General features: G+C 43.0%; 11 protein-coding genes and 1 pseudogene. 1 reads left to right on the top strand and 11 read right to left on the bottom strand.

Going from position 1 to position 24,071, the window contains the following annotated elements; genetic code table 11:
- Window positions 1-208: 208 nt before the first annotated feature.
- On the bottom strand, window positions 209-2,629 hold the full coding sequence (locus FFV08_07040) for an LPXTG cell wall anchor domain-containing protein (GenBank protein ID QLB52389.1): 2,421 nt from the start codon (window positions 2,627-2,629) through the stop codon (window positions 209-211).
- Between the two features lie 303 nt (window positions 2,630-2,932).
- On the opposite strand from FFV08_07040, the gene FFV08_07045 reads away from it, so the two are divergent.
- On the top strand, window positions 2,933-4,108 hold the full coding sequence (locus FFV08_07045) for an IS256 family transposase (protein ID QLB52390.1): 1,176 nt from the start codon (window positions 2,933-2,935) through the stop codon (window positions 4,106-4,108).
- A gap of 270 nt (window positions 4,109-4,378) precedes the next feature.
- On the opposite strand, the gene FFV08_07050 is transcribed toward FFV08_07045, so the two are convergent.
- The 10 genes and pseudogenes from FFV08_07050 to FFV08_07095 all read right to left on the bottom strand — a co-directional run bounded on the left by FFV08_07050 (window position 4,379) and on the right by FFV08_07095 (window position 24,056).
- Complete coding sequence (locus FFV08_07050; GenBank protein ID QLB52391.1) at window positions 4,379-13,381, bottom strand: YSIRK-type signal peptide-containing protein; 9,003 nt, start codon at window positions 13,379-13,381, stop codon at window positions 4,379-4,381.
- 206 nt (window positions 13,382-13,587) lie between these two features.
- Window positions 13,588-14,154, bottom strand: a pseudogene (locus FFV08_07055) (hypothetical protein).
- A 119-nt stretch (window positions 14,155-14,273) separates the two neighbouring features.
- Complete coding sequence (gene galE, locus FFV08_07060; GenBank protein QLB52392.1) at window positions 14,274-15,317, bottom strand: UDP-glucose 4-epimerase GalE; 1,044 nt, start codon at window positions 15,315-15,317, stop codon at window positions 14,274-14,276.
- A 3-nt stretch (window positions 15,318-15,320) separates the two neighbouring features.
- A complete protein-coding gene (gene galT / locus FFV08_07065; GenBank protein QLB52393.1) occupies window positions 15,321-16,802 on the bottom strand; it encodes a UDP-glucose--hexose-1-phosphate uridylyltransferase in 1,482 nt (493 codons plus the stop codon).
- Window positions 16,803-16,868: 66 nt separating this feature from the next.
- Window positions 16,869-18,047 (bottom strand): galactokinase, encoded by a 1,179-nt coding sequence (locus FFV08_07070; GenBank protein ID QLB52394.1) that lies wholly within the window; start codon window positions 18,045-18,047, stop codon window positions 16,869-16,871.
- Window positions 18,048-18,223: 176 nt separating this feature from the next.
- Window positions 18,224-19,360, bottom strand: a complete 1,137-nt coding sequence (gene ugpC, locus FFV08_07075; GenBank protein ID QLB52395.1) for a sn-glycerol-3-phosphate ABC transporter ATP-binding protein UgpC — start codon at window positions 19,358-19,360, stop codon at window positions 18,224-18,226.
- A gap of 21 nt (window positions 19,361-19,381) precedes the next feature.
- Window positions 19,382-20,827, bottom strand: coding sequence for a sucrose phosphorylase (gene gtfA / locus FFV08_07080; protein QLB52396.1), 1,446 nt, complete (start codon window positions 20,825-20,827; stop codon window positions 19,382-19,384).
- 245 nt (window positions 20,828-21,072) lie between these two features.
- Window positions 21,073-21,906 carry a carbohydrate ABC transporter permease gene (locus tag FFV08_07085; GenBank protein ID QLB52397.1) on the bottom strand — a complete coding sequence of 278 codons (834 nt, stop codon included), beginning with the start codon at window positions 21,904-21,906 and terminating at the stop codon, window positions 21,073-21,075.
- Between the two features lie 16 nt (window positions 21,907-21,922).
- The gene (locus tag FFV08_07090) at window positions 21,923-22,789 is read right to left on the bottom strand and encodes a sugar ABC transporter permease (GenBank protein ID QLB52398.1); all 867 of its coding nucleotides are present in this window, start codon (window positions 22,787-22,789) and stop codon (window positions 21,923-21,925) included.
- 16 nt (window positions 22,790-22,805) lie between these two features.
- On the bottom strand, window positions 22,806-24,056 hold the full coding sequence (locus FFV08_07095; GenBank protein QLB52399.1) for an extracellular solute-binding protein: 1,251 nt from the start codon (window positions 24,054-24,056) through the stop codon (window positions 22,806-22,808).
- Window positions 24,057-24,071: the final 15 nt, after the last annotated feature.

Genomic DNA, 24,071 nt, shown 5'->3' on the forward strand with positions numbered 1-24,071 from the left:
ATTATCGAGAATAGATGGTGACAAAAACTAGAAAAAAAGTTTGAGACAAAAGTCCAGCCTTAAATATAAAAAGCGAACAAAACGAGTTATCTGACACTCAGAATTCTGTCTTGTTCGCTTTTTTGTCTAATCTATCGATTTTAAAAATTTATAATAAAGAATTCCTAAAATCAAAATCTTTTTGTCCAAGCCTCACGTTTGGCTAATATTAATTAGCTTTTTTGAAACGATAGACAAGAGCTGATAAAAGAATCAGAGCAAATCCTGCTGCTATCGCAAAGATAGATGTTTCGCTGCCAGTTTTCGGCAAAACTTTTTTGCCAGTTGCTGATCCACGACCATCTTTTCCATCTTTATCTGTCGAATTACCTGGGGTTCCATCAGTCGAACCGCCTGGTTTGTCACCAGATGATGACGGTGGTGGTGTCGAATCTGAAGAAGGTGGCGGTGTACCTGGTCCTTGTGGACGTCTAGCTTCAAATGTCCATGTGCCTGTAAATTTGACATCTGCGCCTGCAATAGTTTTACTATCTGCGTCATATTTGAGGAATTTCCAAGTACCATCACTTGCTTCAACAGATTTCTTAGCTGGCTGAACCGCTTGAACGGCAGCACCGTCTGCATATTCAGTGGCATCATTTGGTAACAATTCTGTGACTTCTGCTGGCAAGCTACGGTTCGGATCTGCGCTAGCAAATTCATAAGTCACCTTATATTTCGGTGCCGGAGTGAAATTCCATTTACCAGTAAATTTAAGGTCCTTATCCGCAACAGTCTGGCTATTCGTTTCCGCATAGCCTTCGAAAGTCCAGGTGCCTTCCGCAACTGTAACGCTTGTTTTAGCAGGCTGTTTAGCGTCTACATTAGTACCACTAGTGTAGCGATTAGCATCTGCTGGAAGCAAATCAATTACTTCTTTTGGCAGATTTGGAAAGGCTGGATTGCTGCTGAGAAACTCATAGCTGACACCATAGTCTTTATAAGTGTTTGTGAATACTGGATTATTGCCCTCGACGGTAGCTTCCAACTTGCCCTTGCTTGCGGTCACTGTGACAGTCACTGTATGCTCTGCGCTATCGTAGGTCACACCAGCTTCATTTCCAGCTACTTCCGTCAGCTTGTAAGTATAAGTGCCTTCTTTATCATAGTTGATTCCAAGGAACTTGATATTACCATTGGCATCGTTAGCTGCTTGAAGCTCCAAGTTATTTCCGCCAACCTCAGTCAGTTTGAAAGTATACTTTTCAGCTTCAAGTGCTTTACCATCCAGAACTTTCTTAGCGGTAATCGCTGCAGTTGCTGGATCTAACTTGTAGGTATTGGTGAAAGTCTCACGGTCATAGGCAACAGTTGCTGTCTTAACGCCGTTATTGTCTGTTACAGTAACAGTAACATTGATGTCTGAATTGGCATCGTTTGTCACACCTGGCAGATTGCTTGCTCGTTCACGAATGACGTAGTTAAAAGTTCCTTCTTTTTTGAAACGAAGTTTCTTAAAGGTTACGGCACCAGCTTTATTGGTTACCGTTTGAACAACTTTATCGTTGTCATCCTTATTAATCAAATCAAAAGTAAATTCACCATCCTCCAAATTGCGGCCAGTCAATTCCTTTTTGACTTTAAAGACAACTTCGTCAGAACGGGTACCTTCGCCAACACCATCAAGAGTTGTCAACGGTGCGAATGGACGTGCTAACAAATCAGGCATCTTTTGCCCATTAGACGTAACGGTTACATCGTTAAAGGCTTTTTTGGTTACCTTATCTACTGGCTCAGTCAAACGAGTCCGGTAAATAACATAAATCCCTCTTCCATTCAATTCCCCAGCATTAACTGTGAAATGATTGGAGTCTGTGATTGTCACAATCTGACTTGGATTAAATGATTGACGTGTGCCAGAAGCACCTTCCCACTCAGTAAAGTAGTAACCAGTAATCCCTTTTTCTTCATCCAGCTCTTGGTCTTCTGGAATAGCGTCCTCAATGACAACTTGACCAAGATTTTGGACATCACGATTGACACGGATACGCCAGTTGACGTAGTTTGGATCATTGGCATCCTGAACACCCCACTTGGAATAACCCTGAGGCTCCTCATCAACCTTGATGCGCTTCAGTCTGTAAGCTCTAGCACCCGGAAAGTTGACTTCTTGTTCTTGGTCATAAGGCATATTATCAGCCCAAACCACTGTGAAAGAAGCTTGAATACGCTTGGTATCTGGCATTTTCGCAAAATACTCAGCATTTGTGACAGTAATGGTTGCTGTATTGGTAACAGGATCTGTCACCAACTTGGCAACAACAGTGCCATCCGGTGCGCTTATGTTTTCCTCCAAAGTTCGCTCAATTTTGAACTGTGATGGAACACGATAAACCATGGTATCACCATTATTTAATACTTTGCTATCTGCAAATGTATAGGTCGGAGCAATGTAAAATTTACCTTCACCGTAACCTGTATCCTTTAAAGGATTAGTATTAATGGTAACATCTGTAGTTAGCTGATAATCACTTTCACCTAACTCTGCAGCAGAAACCCTAGGACTTGAGCTTAACAAGGGAAGAAAGGTTGATACCAAAAGCAGCAAAGTCATCAGAGCATGAGACACTTTATGATAAGTTTGTTTCACCTTGAATGCGGTCCTCCTTCTTTTTAAATTTTATTTTTGACACATGCTGGCAGGCACACCATCACCTGTCTACCCCCTCATTTTCAGCCGGTTCTAAATCAAGATTTATTACCAAACTAAAAATGAATCTGTTTGTATATGATAAGCAAATATGACATATACATATCAATTATAACATAAAATATTATAATTTACGCCTTGTAAACCACAATTTGGTAGTGTAAAATAAGTTGTGTAAACACAAAAAGGAATAAATCCGTTATAGTAGAGTTGCGAAACATTACTAGAAAGAGATTTATTCCTATGACACAGTTTACCACAGAATTGCTACACTTTCTAGCCCAAAAGCAAGATATTGATGAATTTTTTCGTTCATCCCTTGAAACAGCTATGAACGACCTGCTTCAAGCAGAATTGTCGGCCTTTTTAGGTTATGAACCTTATGATAAGGCTGGATATCATACCGGCAATAGTCGTAATGGAACCTATTCACGGAAATTTGAAACCAAATATGGGACTGTTCAGTTAACCATTCCCAGAGATTGTAATGGAAACTTTAGTCCAGCTTTGATCCCCGCTTATGGACGTCGTGATGATCACTTAGAAGAAATGGTGATTAAACTCTATCAAACCGGTGTAACGACTCGAGAAATTAGTGATATCATCGAGCGGATGTACGGGCATCACTATAGCCCTGCCACCATTTCTAACATCTCAAAAGCAACTCAGGAGAATGTCGCTGCTTTTCATGAGCGAAGCTTAGAAGCCAATTACTCTGTTTTATTTCTTGACGGAACCTATCTTCCATTAAGACGTGGGACCGTTAGTAAAGAATGTATTCATATCGCACTTGGCATTACACCAGAAGGACAGAAGGCTGTTCTTGGATATGAAATCGCCCCAAATGAAAATAATGCTTCTTGGTTGACTCTGCTAGACAAGCTTCAAAATCAAGGGATTCAACAGGTTTCACTCGTAGTCACAGATGGATTTAAGGGACTTGAGCAGATGATCAGTCAGGCTTACCCATTAGCCAAGCAACAACGTTGCTTAATTCATATTAGTCGAAATCTGGCTAGTAAAGTCAAACGAGTAGATAGAGCAGTTATTCTGGGGCAATTTAAAAGGATTTATCGTGCTGAAAATTTAGAAATGGCAGTACAAGCTTTAGAGGACTTTATCGCTGAATGGAAACCAAAGTATAGGAAAGTCATGGAAAGTCTAGAGAATACGGACAATCTTTTAACTTTTTATCAGTTTCCCTACCAGATTTGGCATAGCATTTATTCTACAAATCTTATTGAATCTCTCAACAAAGAAATCAAACGTCAAACGAAAAAGAAGGTTCTTTTCCCTAATGAGGAGGCTCTGGAACGTTATTTAGTTACCCTGTTTGAAGATTATAATTTCAAGCAAAGTCAACGAATCCATAAAGGATTTGGCCAATGTTCTGACACACTGGAAAGCTTATTTGATTAGCATTCTTCAACTCTACTTGAGTGTTTACACAAAGTTATTGACAGTATCTAAATGGTTTAAATTAAACAAAAATGTTCGCCTTGTAAACCACAATTTTTATTAGCATTTATCTGTTCTTTGTCTACTTTCGTTACAAAAAAGTTACAAATTATTTTTTTAATCTAACTCGGATGGATTATTATTGATTTTTTAGAAATAAATGGCAGAAAAAATGCCTAGACTATAAAGAGTCTAGGTATTTTTAAATATATATGGAAAACAACTTATTGCTCACTTATTAAAGATTGACTGTCTGAAGTCGTCTGTTTCACGTAGATAAGCATTATAAATCTTCTTCTTGAGCAAGTTGACCCAGCTAGCATCAACACGGCTGGTAGCATTGGTAATGTTGCGTACATCCTCTGCTACTGCTTCGTCCATCAGCTTCTGCATATCTGCATAAGAGCGAATGGTTACTTTCTTGGTACTGTTTGGATTTCTGAGTTCATACTCGATGGTGATTGGCTTGAGCTTGGACAGCTGATCAATCCGCTCTTTATACATAGCCTTCTTGAAGGCTACCCAAGAGTCATATTCGCCTTTGAATACATTTTCCAAGACTTTCTGATCTGTTATCAGACCAACATCTCTTCCGGACCATCCATCCCAAGTTTTCTTACCTTCATCGAAGGCTTCTTTAGAGTACTTACCAGAAACATAAGGGATAAATCCTTCATGGTAACCCTTGGCTGCCAGCAACTCATAAGCTGTGCGGCGGAACATGACATCACCCGGCGCTCCATTTGGATTGCTCAAGGCTGAGTAGATTGGTGAGAAGAGACTGAGGCTGAGGTAGCCATTTCGTGCATACTTACCACTTTCCTTATTCTCCCGACGAGTGATAACATCATTTTCAATCAGGGAGTCAAAGGTCTTCAGCTGCTTGATTTCTTCAGCAGTGAAGGTTCGTGTCTGGTTTCCAGCGTGGGTTTCCTTACCATACTTATCAGTAACGTAGTAATTCTCCATCTTTCTGAACCACTGAAGTTTCGCATCATCACTCTGCTTCAGCATAGAAGTACCTTCTAGGTAATCTAGAGTGTAGATCATGTCAAACATACCGTGGACATAGTGTTGCAGGTCTTCTGCATTTTGAACGCGTTCCTTGAAGTTATATGTGTGTAGGCGCGTCTTAGAGTCCTTATCCACCTTGAAGAGGGTATTAAGCGTAATAGTCGCCTCATCCGCACTTGGAGTGGACTGCAGGAGTCCGCGAGCATAGAGTTCAGCTCCCAGACCTTCGCGGCGGCCATTGCCCTCAAAGTAAATGCCACCGTCAGAATTATGGGTCATCTCATGTGTGTAGACAGAATTACCATAGTCTTCTAACAATTTAGCTGCATCAAAGTGGGTTACATTTCCTGTAGCATAAGCATTGTAGCCCTTACTTGGATACCACTTGCCGGCTGGTCCGAAGAACTCCTGCATAGCCAGTGATTTTTTGTCATTAGCTGGAGCCCAATATCTTTTACCATCCTTGTCAACCAATGAGAATCCATCGTAAACCAGAACAGAACGGAAGAGCTTGTCCTTGCTTTCATCGCTTAGAATCTTATACCAGAAGTCATAGTGATTGCGCTGGTATTCAGCTGTTTTTCTCACTCGGTCTTCGACATATTCAGCTAGCTCTGCATCTGTCCGAACCCTGCCATTGGCATCAAGGCGATAGCGATCATAAGCCCCCATAGAGATGGTAGACATATTGGAGATAGCATAGACACCCTTCTCAGTCATGGTCAAGAGTGGTAGGAGCATGCCCTTGTGTTCCCAATTATCAGCAGTAATCTTGTCGTAAACGCCGACAGAATACTTGCTCTTGTCCTCGGCTGCATCCTGAATCTGTCTCGCTTCTGCTATATCCGACTTAGCCTCAACGATGTAGGCTTTTGTATTGGTCTTGAGCCATTCATTATTGCTCTTGCCCGGCAGGAAGAGCTGACGATAGCCTTCTAGATAGTTAAAGAGCCCTCGTTTACCAGTCGCTTCAGAAAGTGAGGCATCATAAGCCATATAGTTGTTCTTAGCTTTAAGATTGTTCATGCCTGACTTACCAAGTGAAATGATGGTATCTAAGGTTGAAGCATTATGATTTCCAAAGAAGTCAAACTTATAGGCTGACAAATCCTTTACATTGATATTGTCATAGTTGATATTATACCAACGATTGAGATAGGTCAGACCAAGTAAGAAGGCTTCTTTATTGTCTTTAATTTGCTGAGCTATATAGTCAGCTACGACATTGCCTTCGGTATTGATAGACTTGTCCATAGCCAGTACCTTGCGCAACTCTTCTGACAGCTTTGTCTTAACTTGGTCAAAGGCAGTATCCAGATAGAGATCATCCAGAGAAGTTTCAGCATTTACGCCTAAAACAGTCCGCATAGCTGGCGAATCAAGGACAACCTTGTTCAATTCCGGCAGCACTTGATTGAGAACTCTGCTATAGTCTGATAGGAAGGCCTCTGGAGTATAAAGGAGGTCTAAGCCGTTTACACTGTACTCTGCAATTGCCTTATATTTGAAATCTCCCTTATAGGTCAAATCCAGGTAATCAACTGTATTATCCTCAAAGTGTAGCATCAGACGGTTAATTCCGGTCTTGTTGCTATTGATATCAGTGATAATCTGGTTGCCTTTCATCGGAACAACATCCAGCAAGTACTCCGTATTAAGCTTGTGATTATCTGGAAGTTTATTTCCATAGGCAACGATGGTCTCCTTATTGTAGAATGGAAGGAGTTTTTCCATGTTAGCATAAGCTATCAGACGGTCTTCTCGAGCATTCTTTTCTTGGGCATAATTGACAGAATAAAGGTTGAGATTCGTGTCTTCCAGAGTGGTTGTAATGTCTAAGCTAGCCAGCTTCTCTTCTGCCTGGTCCAGAGTCAGTGTTGAAGTGACAAACTTGTCATTTTCCAGTGTTTTATTTCCTTCAACGGCATAAGCTTCTGTGATACGGTTGTTTTCATATCCCTGATCGCCAGAAATACTATAAACATTTGTACCGCTGACATTGCTGACGACATTATCAATCAAGCCATTGAAGTAATTGGAACCTACCACACCACCGATTTGACCATTCTTAGTAGAGTTTTGGATCTTTCCAGTTACATAAGAGCGGCTGATGCGGGCATTGCTTTCTAAACGGCCAACCAGGCCACCGAAGCGTTGGTTGTTGGCTCTAGCGCCTGCTAGAATGGTCACATCTGCCCTGCTTTGGCTAATCAAGGAGTTTCCTCCCTTAAGATTGGCAACCAAACCACCGACATTGTATTCTTTGCCCTGTTTATCATTTGACACGATAGTTCCAGTAAAGGAGCTATTGGTAATTTGGGTATTGTTAGCAATAACGACCAAACCTGCTACCTGTGAAGCATTGTCTTTTACTTCTACTCTACCTTGGACTGAAACGTCTGTGATTCGAGTATTTTCTGCATTGCGAGCCAGAGCCGCTGAGTCATAAGTACCTACAATATTGACCTCTTTCAGGTCCAGATTAGAAATAGAAGAACCACTCTTGAGGTTTTCAAATAAAGGCTTGGCTAGATTATAAATTGCGTACTGCTTGCCATTATGACTACCAGTCAGGCTGCCTGTGAAGTTCCCTTTGAGGTAGACATAATCCGCAGGAGCCAGACTGACCTCGCTAGCATCCAAATCTGCTCCCAGAACATAGTTGCCAGCCATATTTTGCTTCATAGCGTCTACCAAACTAGCAAAGCTGGTGTAGACATTTTGCTGACTAGGAGCAACTGCCTTGCTGATATAGAAGTCATAGCCAGACTTATAGCCTGTCTCACCTTCTTGAACCAGCTCAGGCAGAGAGACTGTTACCTTATAGACATCCCTGCCATCCTTATGGCTTTCCGCTATGCTGTGAACCGGCAGGAGCATTTCCTTAGATTCACTTGATTTGACTTTGACAAAGTAGGTGGACAGATCCGTAGGCATAGAGCTCATCGACACGACGCGCTTAAACTGGTCGTTTTCTTTTCTGTAAAACTCGACCGAATCAATATCTCGGAAGGCAATCTTCTTGTATTCCAATTCAAAATTGCGGCTGCTGGTTTCAAGGTCTGTGAAGCTGCCATTATCCAGTTCATAAGTCAGCTTGGTTTTCAAAGTATAGCCTGTGTAGTAGTCTAAGTCGCCAATCTTCAGACTTCCTGCGAAATTGGTAATCGGAAGAGTGCGAACAAGCTGATCTCCCTGATACAATTCTGCAGTCGCTGAACGGAAGGACTGGGTCTGGTCTTGCAGTCTATATTGAACTGTAACCGACTTATCATCAGGATTTTCTGTCAAACTTAGAATGGAAACTGTCGGCTTGACTTTAGGCACTCCATTTAGAACTTCTTTGGCTGCTGTTAGGCTAGCAAAAGCTTGATTGACCTGCACTTGTGTAGCAGTTTGATTGTTTAGAACTCCTTCTGCCTTGGTCAATTCGTCAGTATAAGCTGTCTGCTTATCTGAGTCTGCATTCTTATATTTAGCAGTTACTTTAATAGTTGGATTTAAATCGTATTCGGTTTGAAGAGCCGTTTTGACAACCTCAAGACCGCTTAACTGAGCTTTAGCTTGGTTGATTTGTTCCACCAGTTGGTTGACTTCTGCTTGGCTAGCATGTGATTGGCTCAGAATCGCTTGACCCGCTGTCAAAGCAGTATCATAGCTAGATTGATGACTCTGACTATCGTTGAAATAACGTGCCTGAGCTTTAATCTGATCCGCTTCCGCCAACAGATTATGAAGTGGAATTAAATCAAACTCTTCTAAGGCTGCTGCTTTTGGTGCTTCATTCGGTACCATGGTTGGATTAGCCGTTCCAACTTTGACAACTTGCGTCACTGGAGCCAAGGTTTCTTCGTTAGACAGCTCTTGACGGTCGATTTCTTGGCCATTGGAGCTATAGACGCGGGTCTTGATAGTTCGCTCACCCTCAACACCTGGGGTAGCGATTTGACGGGCATCACGAACCAATTCGTCCGTTTCTTCTTCACGAATGGTAAAGTTGATTTTCTCTATGCGAGTTTCGTCCGTGTAAGTCAGCGGATATTCTGGAAGAACTTCTGCTTTCGGTGCGTCGTTCGGTACCATACTTGGTTTAGCCGTTCCGACTTTGACAACTTGTGTAACTGGGGCTAGAGTCTCTTCATTAGACAGCTCTTGGCGATCGATTTCCTGACCGTTGGAACTGTAGATGCGGGTCTTAATGGTTCGCTCACCTTGCACACCTGGTGTTGCAATTTGGCGGGCATCACGAACCAACTCGTCCGTTTCTTCTTCACGAATAGTGAAGTTTATTTTCTCCACTCGAGTTTCATCCGTGTAAGTTAGCGGATACTCTGGCAAAGCGTCTGCTTTTGGTGCATCGCTTGGCACCATGGTTGGCTTAGCCGTACCGACTTTGACAACTTGCGTTACTGGAGCTAAAGTTTCTTCATTAGAAAGCTCTTGGCGGTCAACTTCTTGGCCGTTGGAGCTATAGACGCGGGTCTTGATGGTACGCTCGCCTTGCACACCTGGAGTCGCAATTTGACGGGCATCACGAACCAATTCGTCCGTTTCTTCTTCACGAATTGTGAAGTTGATTTTTTCAACTCTAGTCTCGTCGGTGTATGTCAGCGGATATTCTGGAAGAGCTTCAGTTTTCGGTGCATCATTCGGTACCATAGTTGGCTTAGCCGTACCGACTTTGACAACTTGCGTTACTGGAGCTAGAGTTTCCTCATTGGACAACTCTTGGCGGTCGATTTCCTGACCATTAGAGCTGTAAACACGAGTCTTGATAGTTCGCTCACCTTGCACACCTGGAGTGGCGATTTGACGGGCATCACGAATCAATTCGTCCGTCTCTTCTTCTCGAATCGTAAAGTTGATTTTTTCTACATGAGTTTCATCTGTATAAGTCAGTGGATACTCTGGCAAGGCGTCTGCCTTTGGTGCTTCGTTTGGAACCATGGTTGGCTTAGCCGTTCCGACTTTGACAACTTGCGTCACTGGAGCTAGTGTTTCCTCGTTGGACAGCTCTTGGCGGTCAATTTCATGACCATTAGAGCTGTAAACACGAGTCTTAATCGTCCGCTCACCCTCAACACCTGGAGTCGCAATTTGACGGGTATCCTGAGGCAATTCATCCGTTTCTTCTTCACGAATTGTGAAGTTGATTTTTTCAACTCTAGTTTCGTCAGTGTATGTCAGCGGATATTCTGGAAGAACTTCTGCTTTTGGCGCATCATTTGGAACCATGGTTGGCTTAGCTGTACCAACTTTAACAATTTGCGTTACTGGAGCCAGTGTTTCCTCATTCGATAACTCCTGACGATCAACTTCTTGACCGTTGGAGCTATAGACACGGGTCTTGATTGTTCGCTCACCTTGAACTCCCGGAGTTGCGATTTGACGGGCATCCTGAGGCAACTCATCGGTGTATTGTTCCTCGATGTTAAAGGCTATTTTCTCAACACGCGTTTCATCGGCATAAGTCAACGGATACTCTGGCAAAGCGGCTGCTTTTGGCGCATCGTTTGGAACCATGGTTGACTTAGCCGTTCCAACTTTAACAATTTGCGTTACTGGAGCGAGAGTTTCCTCGTTAGACAGCTCCTGGCGATCGATTTCTTGACCGTTGGAACTGTAGATGCGTGTCTTGATTGTTCGCTCACCTTGTACACCTGGTGTTGCGATTTGGCGAGAGTCCTGAGACAACTCATCGGTGTATTGTTCCTCGATGTTAAAGGCAATTTTCTCAACACGCGTTTCATCTGTGTAAGTCAGCGGATATTCTGGAAGAACTTCTGCTTTCGGCGCATCGTTTGGAACCATGGTTGGCTTAGCTGTTCCGACTTTGATAACTTGCGTTACTGGAGCTAGAGTTTCTTCATTAGAAAGCTCTTGGCGATCAACTTCTTGACCGTTGGAACTGTAGATGCGGGTCTTGATAGTTCGCTCACCCTCAACTCCTGGAGTGACGATTTGACGGGCATCGCGAACCAATTCGTCTGTCTCTTCTTCACGAATAGTATAGTTGATTTTCTCTACACGGGTTTCGTCCATGTAGGTCAGAGGGTACTCTGGTAGTTCTTCAACCTTTGGTGCGTCAGCCGGAATCAGGCTTGACTTACTTGTTCCGACCTTAATAATTTGAGTGACTGCTGCAAGAATTTCTTCATCCGATAAAACTTGGCGGTCAACCTCTTGGCCATTCGAGGTATAGATACGAGTGGTAATCGCCCGCTCCCCCTGTACACCTGGTGTGACAATTTGGCGACTGCCTTCTGGAATCTCATCAGTATACTGTTCTTCGACGGAAAAATCTATCTTTTCTCTTCTTGTTTCATCCGTTGCAGTCAGCTCTAATTCTGGGGCTTGATGCACGGGTGCTTCATCTGCTGCGGTACCGTAAGTTGTTAGTTCCGGAACTTCTTGTACTGGAGCGGTGTCTGGTGCAGTGCCATAAGTCGTTAGCTCAGGAACTTCTTGAACCGGTGCGGTATCTGGCGTTGTGCCATAGGTCGTCAATTCTGGGACTTCATTTACAGGCGCGGTATCTGGTGCGCTACCGTAAGTTGTTAGTTCCGGAGCTTCTTGTACGGGCGCGGTATCTGGTGCAATGCCATAGGTCGTCAATTCTGGGATTTCATTTACAGGTGCTGTATCTGGCACCGTTCCATAAGATGTCAATCCTGGAACTTCTTGCACTGGTGCGGTATCTGGTGCAGTGCCATAAGTGGTTAACTCCGGAGCTTCTTGTACTGGCGCGGTATCTGGTGCAGTGCCATAAGTTGTCAACTCTGGGACTTCTTGGACTGGCGCAGTATCTGGTGCAGTGCCATAGGTTGTCAACTCTGGGACTTCATTTACAGGTGCGGTATCTGGCGCCGTTCCATAAGATGTCAATTCTGGAACTTCTTGTACTGGAGCTGTATCTGGCGCCGTTCCATAAGACGTTAATTCTGGAACTTCTTGCACCGGGGCTACATCAGGTGTAGTTCCATACGTCGTTAATTCTGGAACTTCATTTACGGGTGCTGTATCTGGTGCCGTTCCATAAGTGGTTAACTCTGGAGCTTCTTGTACGGGCGCTGTATGTGGTGTCGTGCCATAAGTCGTCAATTCTGGGACTTGATGCACTGGTGCTTGTTTTGGTACAGATTTTACTGCAGCAGTTCCAACCAACACAATTTCCGAAACTGGCTCTGCAGTTACTTGGTCTGAAATTACTTCCCTTTTTACAATTTCTTTACCTGCAATATAATTGCGAGTGACGACAGTGCGTGTACCAGCGACACCTGCGCGAATGACCTGAGATTGCCCCTCTGCGAGCTCATTTGAATATTGGTATTCTGTTTGATAAGGCAGGACTTGGGTTTGGCTGCTTTCTTGGCTCTTGAATTCCAGCTCTAGTACTTCAGTGACTGGAGAAAGCCGAGCAAATTCGCGCTCTTTGGCAGCAATAATCTCTTTTTCTTGCTCTGTCAGTTTCTCTGTTTCAGTAGATACAGGCTTGTTGGCAGTACTCTGATTCCTAGAAAGACTAGCAGATTTACCTGCCTGCTGATCGACTTCGAGAGCTGACAAGTCCTTTTGTGCCATAGGAAGCTGATGACTTCCTGCTGCGTTCTCCTTGCCCTGTTCACCGCTTTTCAGATAGCCAACATATTCGAAACCAGCAATCTCTAAAGGCTCAGGCAGCTTGTCTCCTACTGTCAAATTTAGCCTTTGATTGTAGGCGGCTAATTCAATATTGGTCACTGCAAATACAGAAGGAGCTAGGAGAATAGAGCCTAGACCTGTCACCAGCAAAATAGAAGACAGGTATCGCTTGCCATTTCTACCTCGTGCAATTACTAAGACTGCTAAAGTCAGTCCAGCAGCTGCAAAAGTTGCTTCCCACAGACTTGAGTAGCCCGTCTTTGGCAAACTTTTTGCCGAAAGCCCCTGGGTCTTTGGACGGTAAACCAGGTAATAAGCATCAGAGTTTTCTTCCACAAACTTTGGAAGCTCCTTAACAACAGCATTCTTCTCAGCTTCAGTCAGTTCAGATTCTACTACGTAGTGATACTGGACTGGAACGGTTTTGCCTGCTGAGACTTCTGCAGCCTCAACTGTGCTTATATTTCCCCCTATTGCGGTACTCAAAAAGAAGCTTCCGATAGTGGCAGAAACCAATCCTACTGATAACTTTCTAAAAGAATAGCGCTGGAGCGTATCACCAGTGATTCTTTTTTCCATAATAATTCCCTTTTCTTCATATAATAATCTCTTAAAATTTTACAGAATTTCCTACAAAAATTCAATGCTTTTGCTTAAAAATATATCTTTGAAGGCTGAAATCATCATGTTTTTGAACAGCCTGAAAATAGTGTTCATTTTTACCCGAAAAATTAAAAAACAAATATTCAGTTAGAAAATCTGTTTTTTTAATGTGATTTATTTTGTTACAAATCCAACTCAAAGAGACCATACTCATGCTTGTCTCCTTGCAGTTCTGCCGCATAGTGGCGCGTGACGGTTTTTTGATGAATCAAGGCTCCAATAGCTGAGGCTTGACGCTTCTGTGCTTCTTTAAAAATCGGATAGGCCAAGGCAGAGCCCAATCCCAAGAATTCCTCATCTACCCCTAGATACATAATCATATAGCGTTTTGGAAAACGCTTGGTCCAAAAAAGTTTAGCTAGGTTGAGAGGAGTCAGTTTTTGATAAACCAGAGAACCGTAGTCCGGCATAGCAATCAGAAAACCAGCTAGCTTGCCCTCCTTATAGGCCAACTTAACCATGGAAAAATCAAGAATATACTGGTATTTTTGAAAAATCTGACTGAACTGCTGACTGGAAATAGACCGATAAATTGGAAAATCTTGAAAGAGTCGATTGAGGAGCTCAAAAACCTGCAGCGAAGCTTGATCCCACTCCTTCTTTTTGGGAGAGCAAATGGTGAAACCCGCTTCTTCAAAAGACTCAAAGCGATGAGCTAGCTTGTCCTGATGAATTTGATTTGTGACTTTCAGTCTGTATCGCACCTTACGGAGCGATACAGACTGAAAGTCACAAACAGAAAAAGACAAACACCATTTGGAATGTTTGTCTTCGGTCTGAAACCAGCTTTTCTAGCTGGTTCGTCAGTTTATCCTCTATCATCATAGCCATTTGGATGACTGGAATGCCATTTCCAAGCGGTTTCGATAATAGTTTCGATATTGTCAAATTTCGGCTGCCAGCCCAGAACATTTCTCGCTTTCTCAGAAGAAGCAATCAGCGTATCCGGATCCCCTGGGCGCCGCTCTGCTATTTCCAAAGGAATCGGATGGCCGGTCACCTTTCGAGCTGCTTCTACAATCTGCAGGTTGGAAAAACCAGTCGAAGAGCCAAGGTTAAAGGCATCTGAAGGATGGCCGGTACGTAGGTGCTCAACAGCCAAAATATGGGCGTCAGCCAAGTCGAAAGGATGGACATAATCGCGTACATTGGTCCCATCCGGAGTATCATAATCATCTCCAAAGACGGCAATCTTCTCACGTTTGCCCTGAGCCACCTGAAGCACAATAGGCAGGAGATGGGTTTCAGGACCGTGATCCTCACCGATTGAACCGTCAGGTTTGGCACCGGCCACATTGAAATAACGCAGGGCTACAAACTTGATGTCATAGGCCTGGTCTGCCCAGCGCATAATGGTCTCCATCATGAGTTTGCTCTCACCATAAGGATTGATAGGCTTTTGCGGAGTCGTTTCCAGAATCGGAACTTCCTCAGGAATGCCATAAGTCGCAGCAGTCGAAGAAAAGACAATATTTTTAACATCGCATTCCTGCATGACCTCCAAGAGAGAGACCATGCCGGCTGTATTATTGTCAAAATACTTGAGCGGATCTACCATAGACTCCGCCACCAGCGAAAAAGCAGCGAAGTGAATGACTGCATCGATGGATGGATGTTTGGCAAAGACATCACGCATAAAGTCCTTATCCGCCAAATCCCCCTCATAAAAGACTGCTTTCGGATGGACGGCTGCCCGATGACCAGTCACCAAATTATCAACGACGACTACTTCTTCCTTACCTGCTGCTACCAGACGGTCTACCATGTGCGAGCCGATATAGCCAGCTCCACCTAATACTAAAATTGCCATAAAACTTCCTTTCCCTCTTACGCTAGATTCATTATAACACATTTCCTAGGGCTGGATGCCAACGGATTGGACAAAGCGCATGAAAGCCTCCTGGCTCTCCTCCGTTCGCTTGTAAACTCCTGCGTCTTCCAACACACGGCTGAAAATTTGTCCAACCGAGGCCTGAACTACTCCTTCCGCTGTCTTAGCGGTAACATCTGGATTCTGCTCTTTGAGTTGATTGGCCCACTCCTGATGATAGGCAGCAACCTGACAGTCTTCTCCCAGCAAGAAAAGTTCCACCTGCTTGAGTTCTTCCTTGAGTCGAGGCGGTAGAATAGCCAACCCCATCACCTCAATCAGACCGATATTTTCTTTCTTAATATGCTGCACATCTGCATGAGGGTGATAAATGCCGTCCGGATGTTCTTGTGAAGTTTGATTGTCCCGCAAGACCAAGTCTAGCTCAAAAAATCTATCTTTTCTGCGAGCAATCGGTGTGATAGTATGGTGCGGCTCACCCTCAGACTCTGCCAATACCTGCACACTCGGGTCAGAATAAGTCCGCCAAACTTGCAAAATCTTGTCAGCCAACTCAATCAACAGTTCCTTCTTCTCAGATCTCAGCCGAATGACGGACATAGGCCATTTGACAATACCTGCCTCAACCTCATCAAATCCTCTAAAAGTAAAGCTGCAATCCAGCTCTGCTATTTCCATAGGGAAAGTATGACGTCCGCCCTGATAGTGGTCGTGGGTCAGGATAGAGCCACCGACAATAGGCAAGTCGGCGTTGGAACCAGCGAAATAGCCTGGAAAGGTCTCAACGATGTCTAGCAAGCGCTCAAAGGTCAACCGACTGATAACCATGGGAAGGTGCTGGCTGTGTAGAAAGATGCAATGCTCGTTAAAGTAGGCATAGGGCGAATACTGGAAGCCCCACTCCTGTCCAGCCAAGTCAAAGCGAATAATCCGATGGTTGGCTCTGGCTGGGTGGTCCAAGCGACCTTGGTAACCTTCATTTTCCATGCAAAGCTGGCAGGCTGGATAATGACTATTCTTGGCCTTTTTAGCTGCCGCAATTTCCTTGGGGTCCTTTTCTGGCTTAGATAGATTGATAGTGATTTCCAAATCTCCGTAGTCCGTCGAAGTCTGAAAAGCAATGTTTTTAGCAATAGCCTTGACCTTGATGTAGTCATTCTTTTGACTAAGCTGGTAAAAATCATCCACAGCCTGTTCAGGATTGGAAGCATAAGTCGTCCAGAAGTCCCGATTGAGCTGACTAGGGGCAGGGGTAATCAAGTTCATGAGCTCAGCTCCCAGTATATCCTGCTCAGCCAGAGTATCACCAATCATCCCATTCTTCATAGCTACAGCTACCAAGTCATCCTTCAGGTCAATTAGCTGCTCAGCCTCGGTCTCCTGCTCTACAACTGCCTCTCCGACTAAAGCCATGACACGATTGCTCAGATAGATGGTGTCCAGCTCCTCAAAAGGGCTATTGTCAATCACTGCTGATACAAAGGCATCCAGTAACTTCTTGGGCATAGTTCTTCCTTTCTCTTGCTAGTAAAGGGCTGGCATCGCTGTCAGCCCAAGTTCCTTTTCTGTGATTTAGTCTAGCACTCGGCTTCCGCCAGCTACTTCTGCAATGTAAAAGCTAGGGGCATAGCCGACAACCTCTTTATACTTGCGGCCGACATTTTCTTTGAAAGATTCCACCGTAGCCTTACCAACTAAAGCAATGGCGCAACCACCGAAGCCAGCCCCAGTCATACGAGCCCCCAGAACACCTTCTTGCTCCCAGGCTGTATGAACCAAAGTGTCCAGCTCTAGACCAGTCACTTCATAGTCATGCTCCAATGAAACGTGGGAAGCATTCATGAGACGGCCGAATTTGTCAAGATCGCCTGCCTGCAAAGCTGCCCGTGCTTGCAAAGTACGTTGATTTTCCAAAACAGCATGTCGAGCCCGTTTGAGACGATTTTCGTCCTCTATCAGATAACTATACTCATCAAAGGCCCACTCGTCCAACTCACCCAAGGTAGCGATAGATAGCTTGCGGTTAAGTTCTTCAACAGCTTTTTCACACTCCGACCGACGCTCATTGTACTTAGAGTCGGCCAGCTCACGTCGCTTGTTGGTATTCATAATCACTACAACATTGTCCTGGAGATCAAGTGGTACCAAATCATACTCAAGAGTATTGGTGTCAAGGTAAATAGCACGTTGGTCAGCTCCCATTCCGATAGCGAACTGATCCATAATACCAGAATTAACCCCGATAAATTCATTCTCAGTTAATTTACCAATTTTGACTAAGTCAAGCCGCTCCAAGTTCAAATCAAAAAGTTTTTCAGCAATGATACCAGTCAAGAGCTCTATTGACGCAGAAGACGACAAGCCGGATCCATTGGGAATATTTCCATAAACATAGACATCCATGCCTCGGTCAATCGTATGGCCTGCCTCCTGCAGAAAATGCAGAACTCCTTTTGGATAGTTGGTCCAGTTATGCTCAGGTTCAAAGTGCAGGTTTTCCAGCGGCACTTCAATAATCCCTTTTTCTTCAAAATTCCCTGAGAAGAATCGCAAGAGCTGGTCATCCCGCTTGCGAGCCGCTCCATAAGTTCCTAGAGAAATTGCTGCAGGAAAGACATGGCCGCCGTTATAGTCGGTATGCTCTCCAATCAGATTAATCCGACCGGGTGAAAAGAATGTGTGATCTGCTTCTACTTCAAAAACTTTGGCAAAATCTGCGCGGACTTGCTCCGCTGAAATTAGGTTTGACATAAACTAAACTCCTTTAAAATGAATGATTGGCATTGTAATCGTTTTCTTAATTTTATTATAACTGTTTCTGAGTAAAACTTCAACAAATTTAGTAAAATTTTACTAATTTCATAGATAGATTTTTTGTAAAAATCCAAACAGTAATCTGTCTGGATTATTTTATAAGGAGCAATAGATTAGAAAATATTGTCTTCCGTCTCAGCATCAAAGTAATGCGCCTTGTTTAGGTCGAAGCCAAGTTTAATACTGCTTCCAGTATTCATATGATCACGTGCATCAACTTTGGCAACAAACTCACTGCCACCAACCGCACAGTAGAGATGAGACTCTGCTCCCAGCAATTCTGAAACAGAAATCTTAGCATGGACAACTGAATTCGGGAAGGTTTCCAGAAAGGCTGGTTCCATGTTGATATCTTCCGGACGAATACCAAAAATCAACTTATTGCCTTCATAGCCCTTCTCCCGCAACCCCTTAAGATTGCCCTCTGGGACTTGGAGACTGAAGTCTCTGTTTGGTCCGACAAGACGGCCATCTTCCAGCGTCACTTCAAAGAAGTTCATAGCTGGGCTGCCAATGAATCCGGCAACAAACTTATTTGCCGGATGTTTATAGACTTTCTGCGGCGTACCAATCTGCTCCACCCGTCCAATCGTTCCAGTTCCAGCAGGATTCTTGGTCGCTGACATGATAACGATACGATCCGCCAAGGTCATGGCTTCAGTCTGGTCGTGGGTAACATAAATAGTTGTTGCTCCGATACGACGGTGAATTTTAGCGATTTCAGCACGCATGGATACACGAAGTTTTGCATCTAAGTTAGACAGAGGCTCATCCATAAGGAAAACCTTTGCATCCCGAACGATAGCGCGTCCCATTGCTACCCGCTGACGCTGACCACCAGACAAATCAGCTGGCTTGCGTTGCAAGAATTCCTTCAAGCCGAGGATTTCTGCTGCTTCCTTGACCCGTTTGTCAATATCTTCCTTGCTGTACTTGCGCAGCTTGAGACCAAAGGCCATGTTGTCATAGACAGTCATGTGTGGATAAAGAGCATAGTTCTGGAAGACCATAGCGATATCACGGTCTTTTGGCGCCACATCATTGACCACTGTACCGTCAATAGAGGCAGTTCCTTCTGTGATGTCTTCAAGACCCGCAATCATACGCAGCGTAGTTGATTTTCCGCAACCAGACGGACCAACGAATACGATAAATTCCTTGTCCTTAATATCTAGATTGAAGTCTTCCACTGAGTAGTGGTCACTGTTGGGATATTTTTTATAGATATTTTTCAGATTTAATTCTACCATTATTCTTCTCTTTTCTTATCTCTATTCAAAAGTGATAGCTTGGCCATTTTCACTAGCGCTATATGTCAATTCTTTGAGGTTAATAACTACTTGAGCAGTGACTGACTTATCTGCATTGCTACGGACAATCCGGAGGCTATTTTCATCCAATAGATTCACTTCAATAGTGCCATCTAGGTCAAAGGCAGCAGACTGGTTGCGGTAACTGAAAAGCTTGAGCAAGGCTTGCACAACTGGACGCTTGACTTCTTCAGCAATCTCCTCATTACTGTAATAATGACGGTTGATATTGCGGCCTTCCTTAGTATTTTCTAGCAGTTCAAGGTCATTTTTCCCAGCTAAGAAACCAACATAATAGACCTGTGGAATCCCTGGAGCAAAAGCCTGAATCAGACGGCTAATGAAGTACTTCTTATCGTCATCTCCCAAAGCTGAGTAGTAAGTCGAGTTAATCTGGTAAATGTCCAGATTATTGTACTCAGCTGAGGAATACTTACGCTTGACATTTGCCCCAACCTTATATAGTTCATTGGTTGCAAAGTCAATTTCTTTATCAGTCAGAATATCCTTAACATCAACAACCCCAATACCATCGTGAGTGTCCAGTGTTGTGAATTGCTTCATTGGACTCATTTCAAGCCACTTGACTAGACGCTCTGATTTACCACTGTATAGAGAATAAAGAGTTACCATCGGTAGCGCAAAATCATAGACAAAGTAGCCATGCTCTGCAATCTTGAACTGGATAGAATAATGCTCATGAATTTCTGGTAAAATATCCGTCCCAAACTCAGCCGCTTGCTGCTGGACTTTTTCTAATAAATCCCAGATTTCTGGCTCAACAAAGAAATCATTGGTATCTAACTTTTTGACTGCATAGGCAAACGCATCTAAACGAATCAGATCACAGCCATGCTCTGACAGTTGACGCAATGTTTTCTTGATGAAATCATTAGTTACCTGACTGCGAACATCTAGATCAATCTGCTCTTCACCAAAGGTGTTCCACAGATACTCGGTGCTTCCATCTGCAAAGACGATTTCTTGCTTAGGTGCACGATCCTTACGCTTATAAATCAAATCAACATCAGCTTGCGTCGGACGATTTTCTGGCCAAAACTTATCCCAGCTGAGAAAGAGGTCGCGATACTCACTCTGATCCTTCTTTTCCTGAAAATCCTTATAATACTTGGACTGGCGTGAGATGTGATTGATCATAAAGTCAAACATGAGATAATATTTCTCGCCCAGCTTTTCTATATCCTCCCAGTTACCAAAGGCTGAGTCAACCTCTTCATAGTCTACTGGGGCGAATCCCCGGTCACCAGTTGATGGGAAGAAAGGAAGCAAATGCACTCCTCCAACTGCATCGCCAAAATGCTTTTCTAAATTGTCATATAAATCTTTTAAATTCTCCCCCAGGCTGTCTGAGTAAGTAATCAGCATGGTCTTATTTTGAATAGCCATAGTCTTCTCCTCTAAAATCTTGACTTCTATATCTTTTCCTAGCGGTTTTAGGTTTTCTATCCCTTAGCTCGGTTTCCACTCCAGTGCGCCTAATAGGACATGCCCTAAGCTCTGTGCGAAAGATGAATCTTCCAAGAAGCTAAAGCTTCTTTTTCAGATTCCCTATTTTTCTACAGCTGTTACTAATTCAGTAGTTTACGGATGTGGTTGCCTTGTGAGCTTTTTACGGGCTTTATATCTTGAGCTTACTTCACTGCTCCGTTGCTCATGCCAGCAATAATGTTGCGCTGGAAGATAAGATAAACGATAGTAATGGTGATAATCCCAACAACATAAGAAGCAAAGCTAGGTCCATAATCATTAAAGTACTGACCTTGGTAGTTATACTGGAAGAGAGGCAAAGTCCACATCTTGGAATCCTTATTCAAAATCAACAGTGGTAACATAAAGTCATTCCAGAACCAGAGAGCATTGATAATCAAAGTTGTCGCATGCATGGGCTTCAACATTGGAAAAATGATTCGACGATAAATTGTAAAACGATCAGCCCCATCAATTTCCGCAGCTTCATCCAAACTATCCGGTACACTGATTTTTATATAACCAACATACAAGAAGAGAGTCTGTGGAATAGCATAAGTTAGGTAGAGTATTACTAGCCCCCACATATTTGCTAGACCGAGTTTACTCATCATAACTGTGATGGGAATCATAATCACCTGAAATGGAACAAATATCCCTAAGATCAGGAGCGAATACATAATTGCAAAGGCTTTTTTCTTGGACATATTTCGAGCAATGGAATAAGCTGCAGCTGGTATAAAGAAAGCTACTACAATCAATGATAACACCGTAATAACAGCTGAATTCCAGAAATAGCCTCCAATCCCATCCGAAATTAATCGTTCATAATTACTTAAGGTAAAAGGATTGGGCAAACTAAAGAAATGATTCATGATATCCTTAGTTGTTTTGAAAGAACTAAATACTGTTACCAACAAAGGAACAAGTATAAGGATACCACCGACTATCAAGAGGACATATTTCCAAAACTGATTCAATTTTTCTTCTTTTTTCATGTGTAGGACTCCTCTATTAGATTTCAAATTTCTTTGATAGCTTGATTTGGATAAGAGAAACAATTCCAATAATTAAGAATAAAATCAAGGCAATTGCATTCGCATATCCATATTGATTACTCTTGAAAGCATAGTTATAAACTAAGAGCCCTAGAGATGTTGTGGCGTTATTTGGTCCACCACCTGTAAGTGCAAAAATTTGGTCAAAGGCTGTTAACCCTGATTTAAGTGCAAGGATGAAGACCATTGAAACTGTTGGAAGTAAGTATGGCAACTCAATCTTCCAGAATGTTTGTTTAGCAGTAGCACCGTCAATAGCTGCAGCTTCAAGAATATCATCTGGAATACTTTGAAGACCTGCAAGAAATAGGATGATTGGCATTGCTACCCCTTGCCAAAGGAGAACAAAAATCGTTGCAATGACTGCTCCAAAGCTAGTTCCGAGCAAGCTTTCTTGCAAGAAACCGATACCCAAAACCTTACCGATTGTTGGAAGGCCATAGTTAAAGATTTGTTTGAAAATCAAGGAAACGGTCAAACCTGCAAGTACAGCTGGGAAGAAGAACCAGGCACGAAAGAAGGTTTGTCCCTTAATTTTTGAATTGAGCGCACGCGCCACAACCATTCCGATGAAGATTTGTCCAATAATCAAAGCCAAGGTTAAGACGATGGTAAAGATGACAGCTTGGAAGAATTTTCCATCGATTAAGAGAAGTTTATAGTTATTGAGGCCGATAAACTTATAATTGTAAGTCAGACCAGTCCAGTTTGTGAGACTATAGAACGCTCCTTGTGCCATAGGGAAGTAAAAAAAGACAGCTTGTAAGATGATTGGTACGATAAGGAAGGTCCATCCCCAATATTTATTCAAAAATTTTCGCATTTTATTATTACTCCTCCTAGTCAAGATCTGCCTTCATAGGGTTGAAGAAGGCATTGAGGTTATTAGCCAAGTTATCGATATTTTGATCCATCAAGTAATTTGCAGTCAAGTTAAAGAAATCTTCTTCAGAGTTCCAGTGTTGTCCCAACCAAACGTAGTGTTTATCTGTGAAGGCGAGTTGTGAAATATTAGCAAGTGGTGACTCTAGATCCTGTTTCACCCCTTCTACAGCAACTGGTGAACCATCAACATCATAATACTTTTGCATTGCCTTAGCTGAGGTCATGTATTCGATGAACTTCTCGGTTTCCTTAGGATGTTTTGTTTTAGCTGATACTGAGAGAGCTAAGTCTCCTGCTCCCACTGTAGCCTCATGTCCTGCCTCATCTCCAGGAAAGGCGAACATACCAATTTCAAACTTAGGATCTTGTTGTCTAACTGCCGCTAAAGCCCATGATCCTTGAGCCATCATCAAGGCTTTACCATTGGCAAAGGCCACAACGGCATCATTATAGGAAGCACCACGCCAACCATTTTGTGCATTTTCAGCTAGAAGATCCAATTTCTTAGCATTCTCTTTTAGAATTGGATCAGTTGCTTTTATAGCATTTGGTTTTGAGAAACGAAGGTAATCATTTGCTTTATCACCACTACCAGTTATTGTAATCAATGATAATTGGTGGTATCCGTTAAGTGTCCAACCTTCTGTTCCTGCAACTGCAAATGGTGATGTACCACTATCCTTAATCTTCTTGGTAATCTCTTGGAATTCTTCGAAAGTTTTTGGTTCTTCAAGGCCAAGTTCTTTGAACTTAGTCTTGTTATAGTAGATACCTGAAACATTGGCAGTCAATGGGACATTATAAATTTTGCCATTTATAGCATACTTTTCAGCATAATTATTTTTGATTCTTTTCAAATAATCCTTACCAGTCATATCTTGGAAATAACCAGCTTTCGCCCATTCTTGGAAGTCCATATTCTGTGGGTAGATATGGATAATATCGGGCACATCTCCAGACAGGATACGTGTCTTCAAGACGATACCAGCTGAAGGTACTGTAGTCAGCTTCACATCAATATTAGGGTGTTCCTTCTCAAAATCATCCACTATCCTTTGCAAGGTATCTGCCATCTCGGTCTTCTGGTTAAAAAACTCAATCGTTACCTTTCCATCAGTTGATTGATTATTCTGACCACAAGCCACTAAGCCTAATAAACTAGCCCCAGCTACTAAAAGAACACTTGCTTTCTTATACCATTTCATTGGAATGCCTCCTTT

Source organism: Streptococcus sanguinis (genome assembly GCA_013378335.1).
GTDB lineage: Bacteria > Bacillota > Bacilli > Lactobacillales > Streptococcaceae > Streptococcus > Streptococcus sanguinis_I.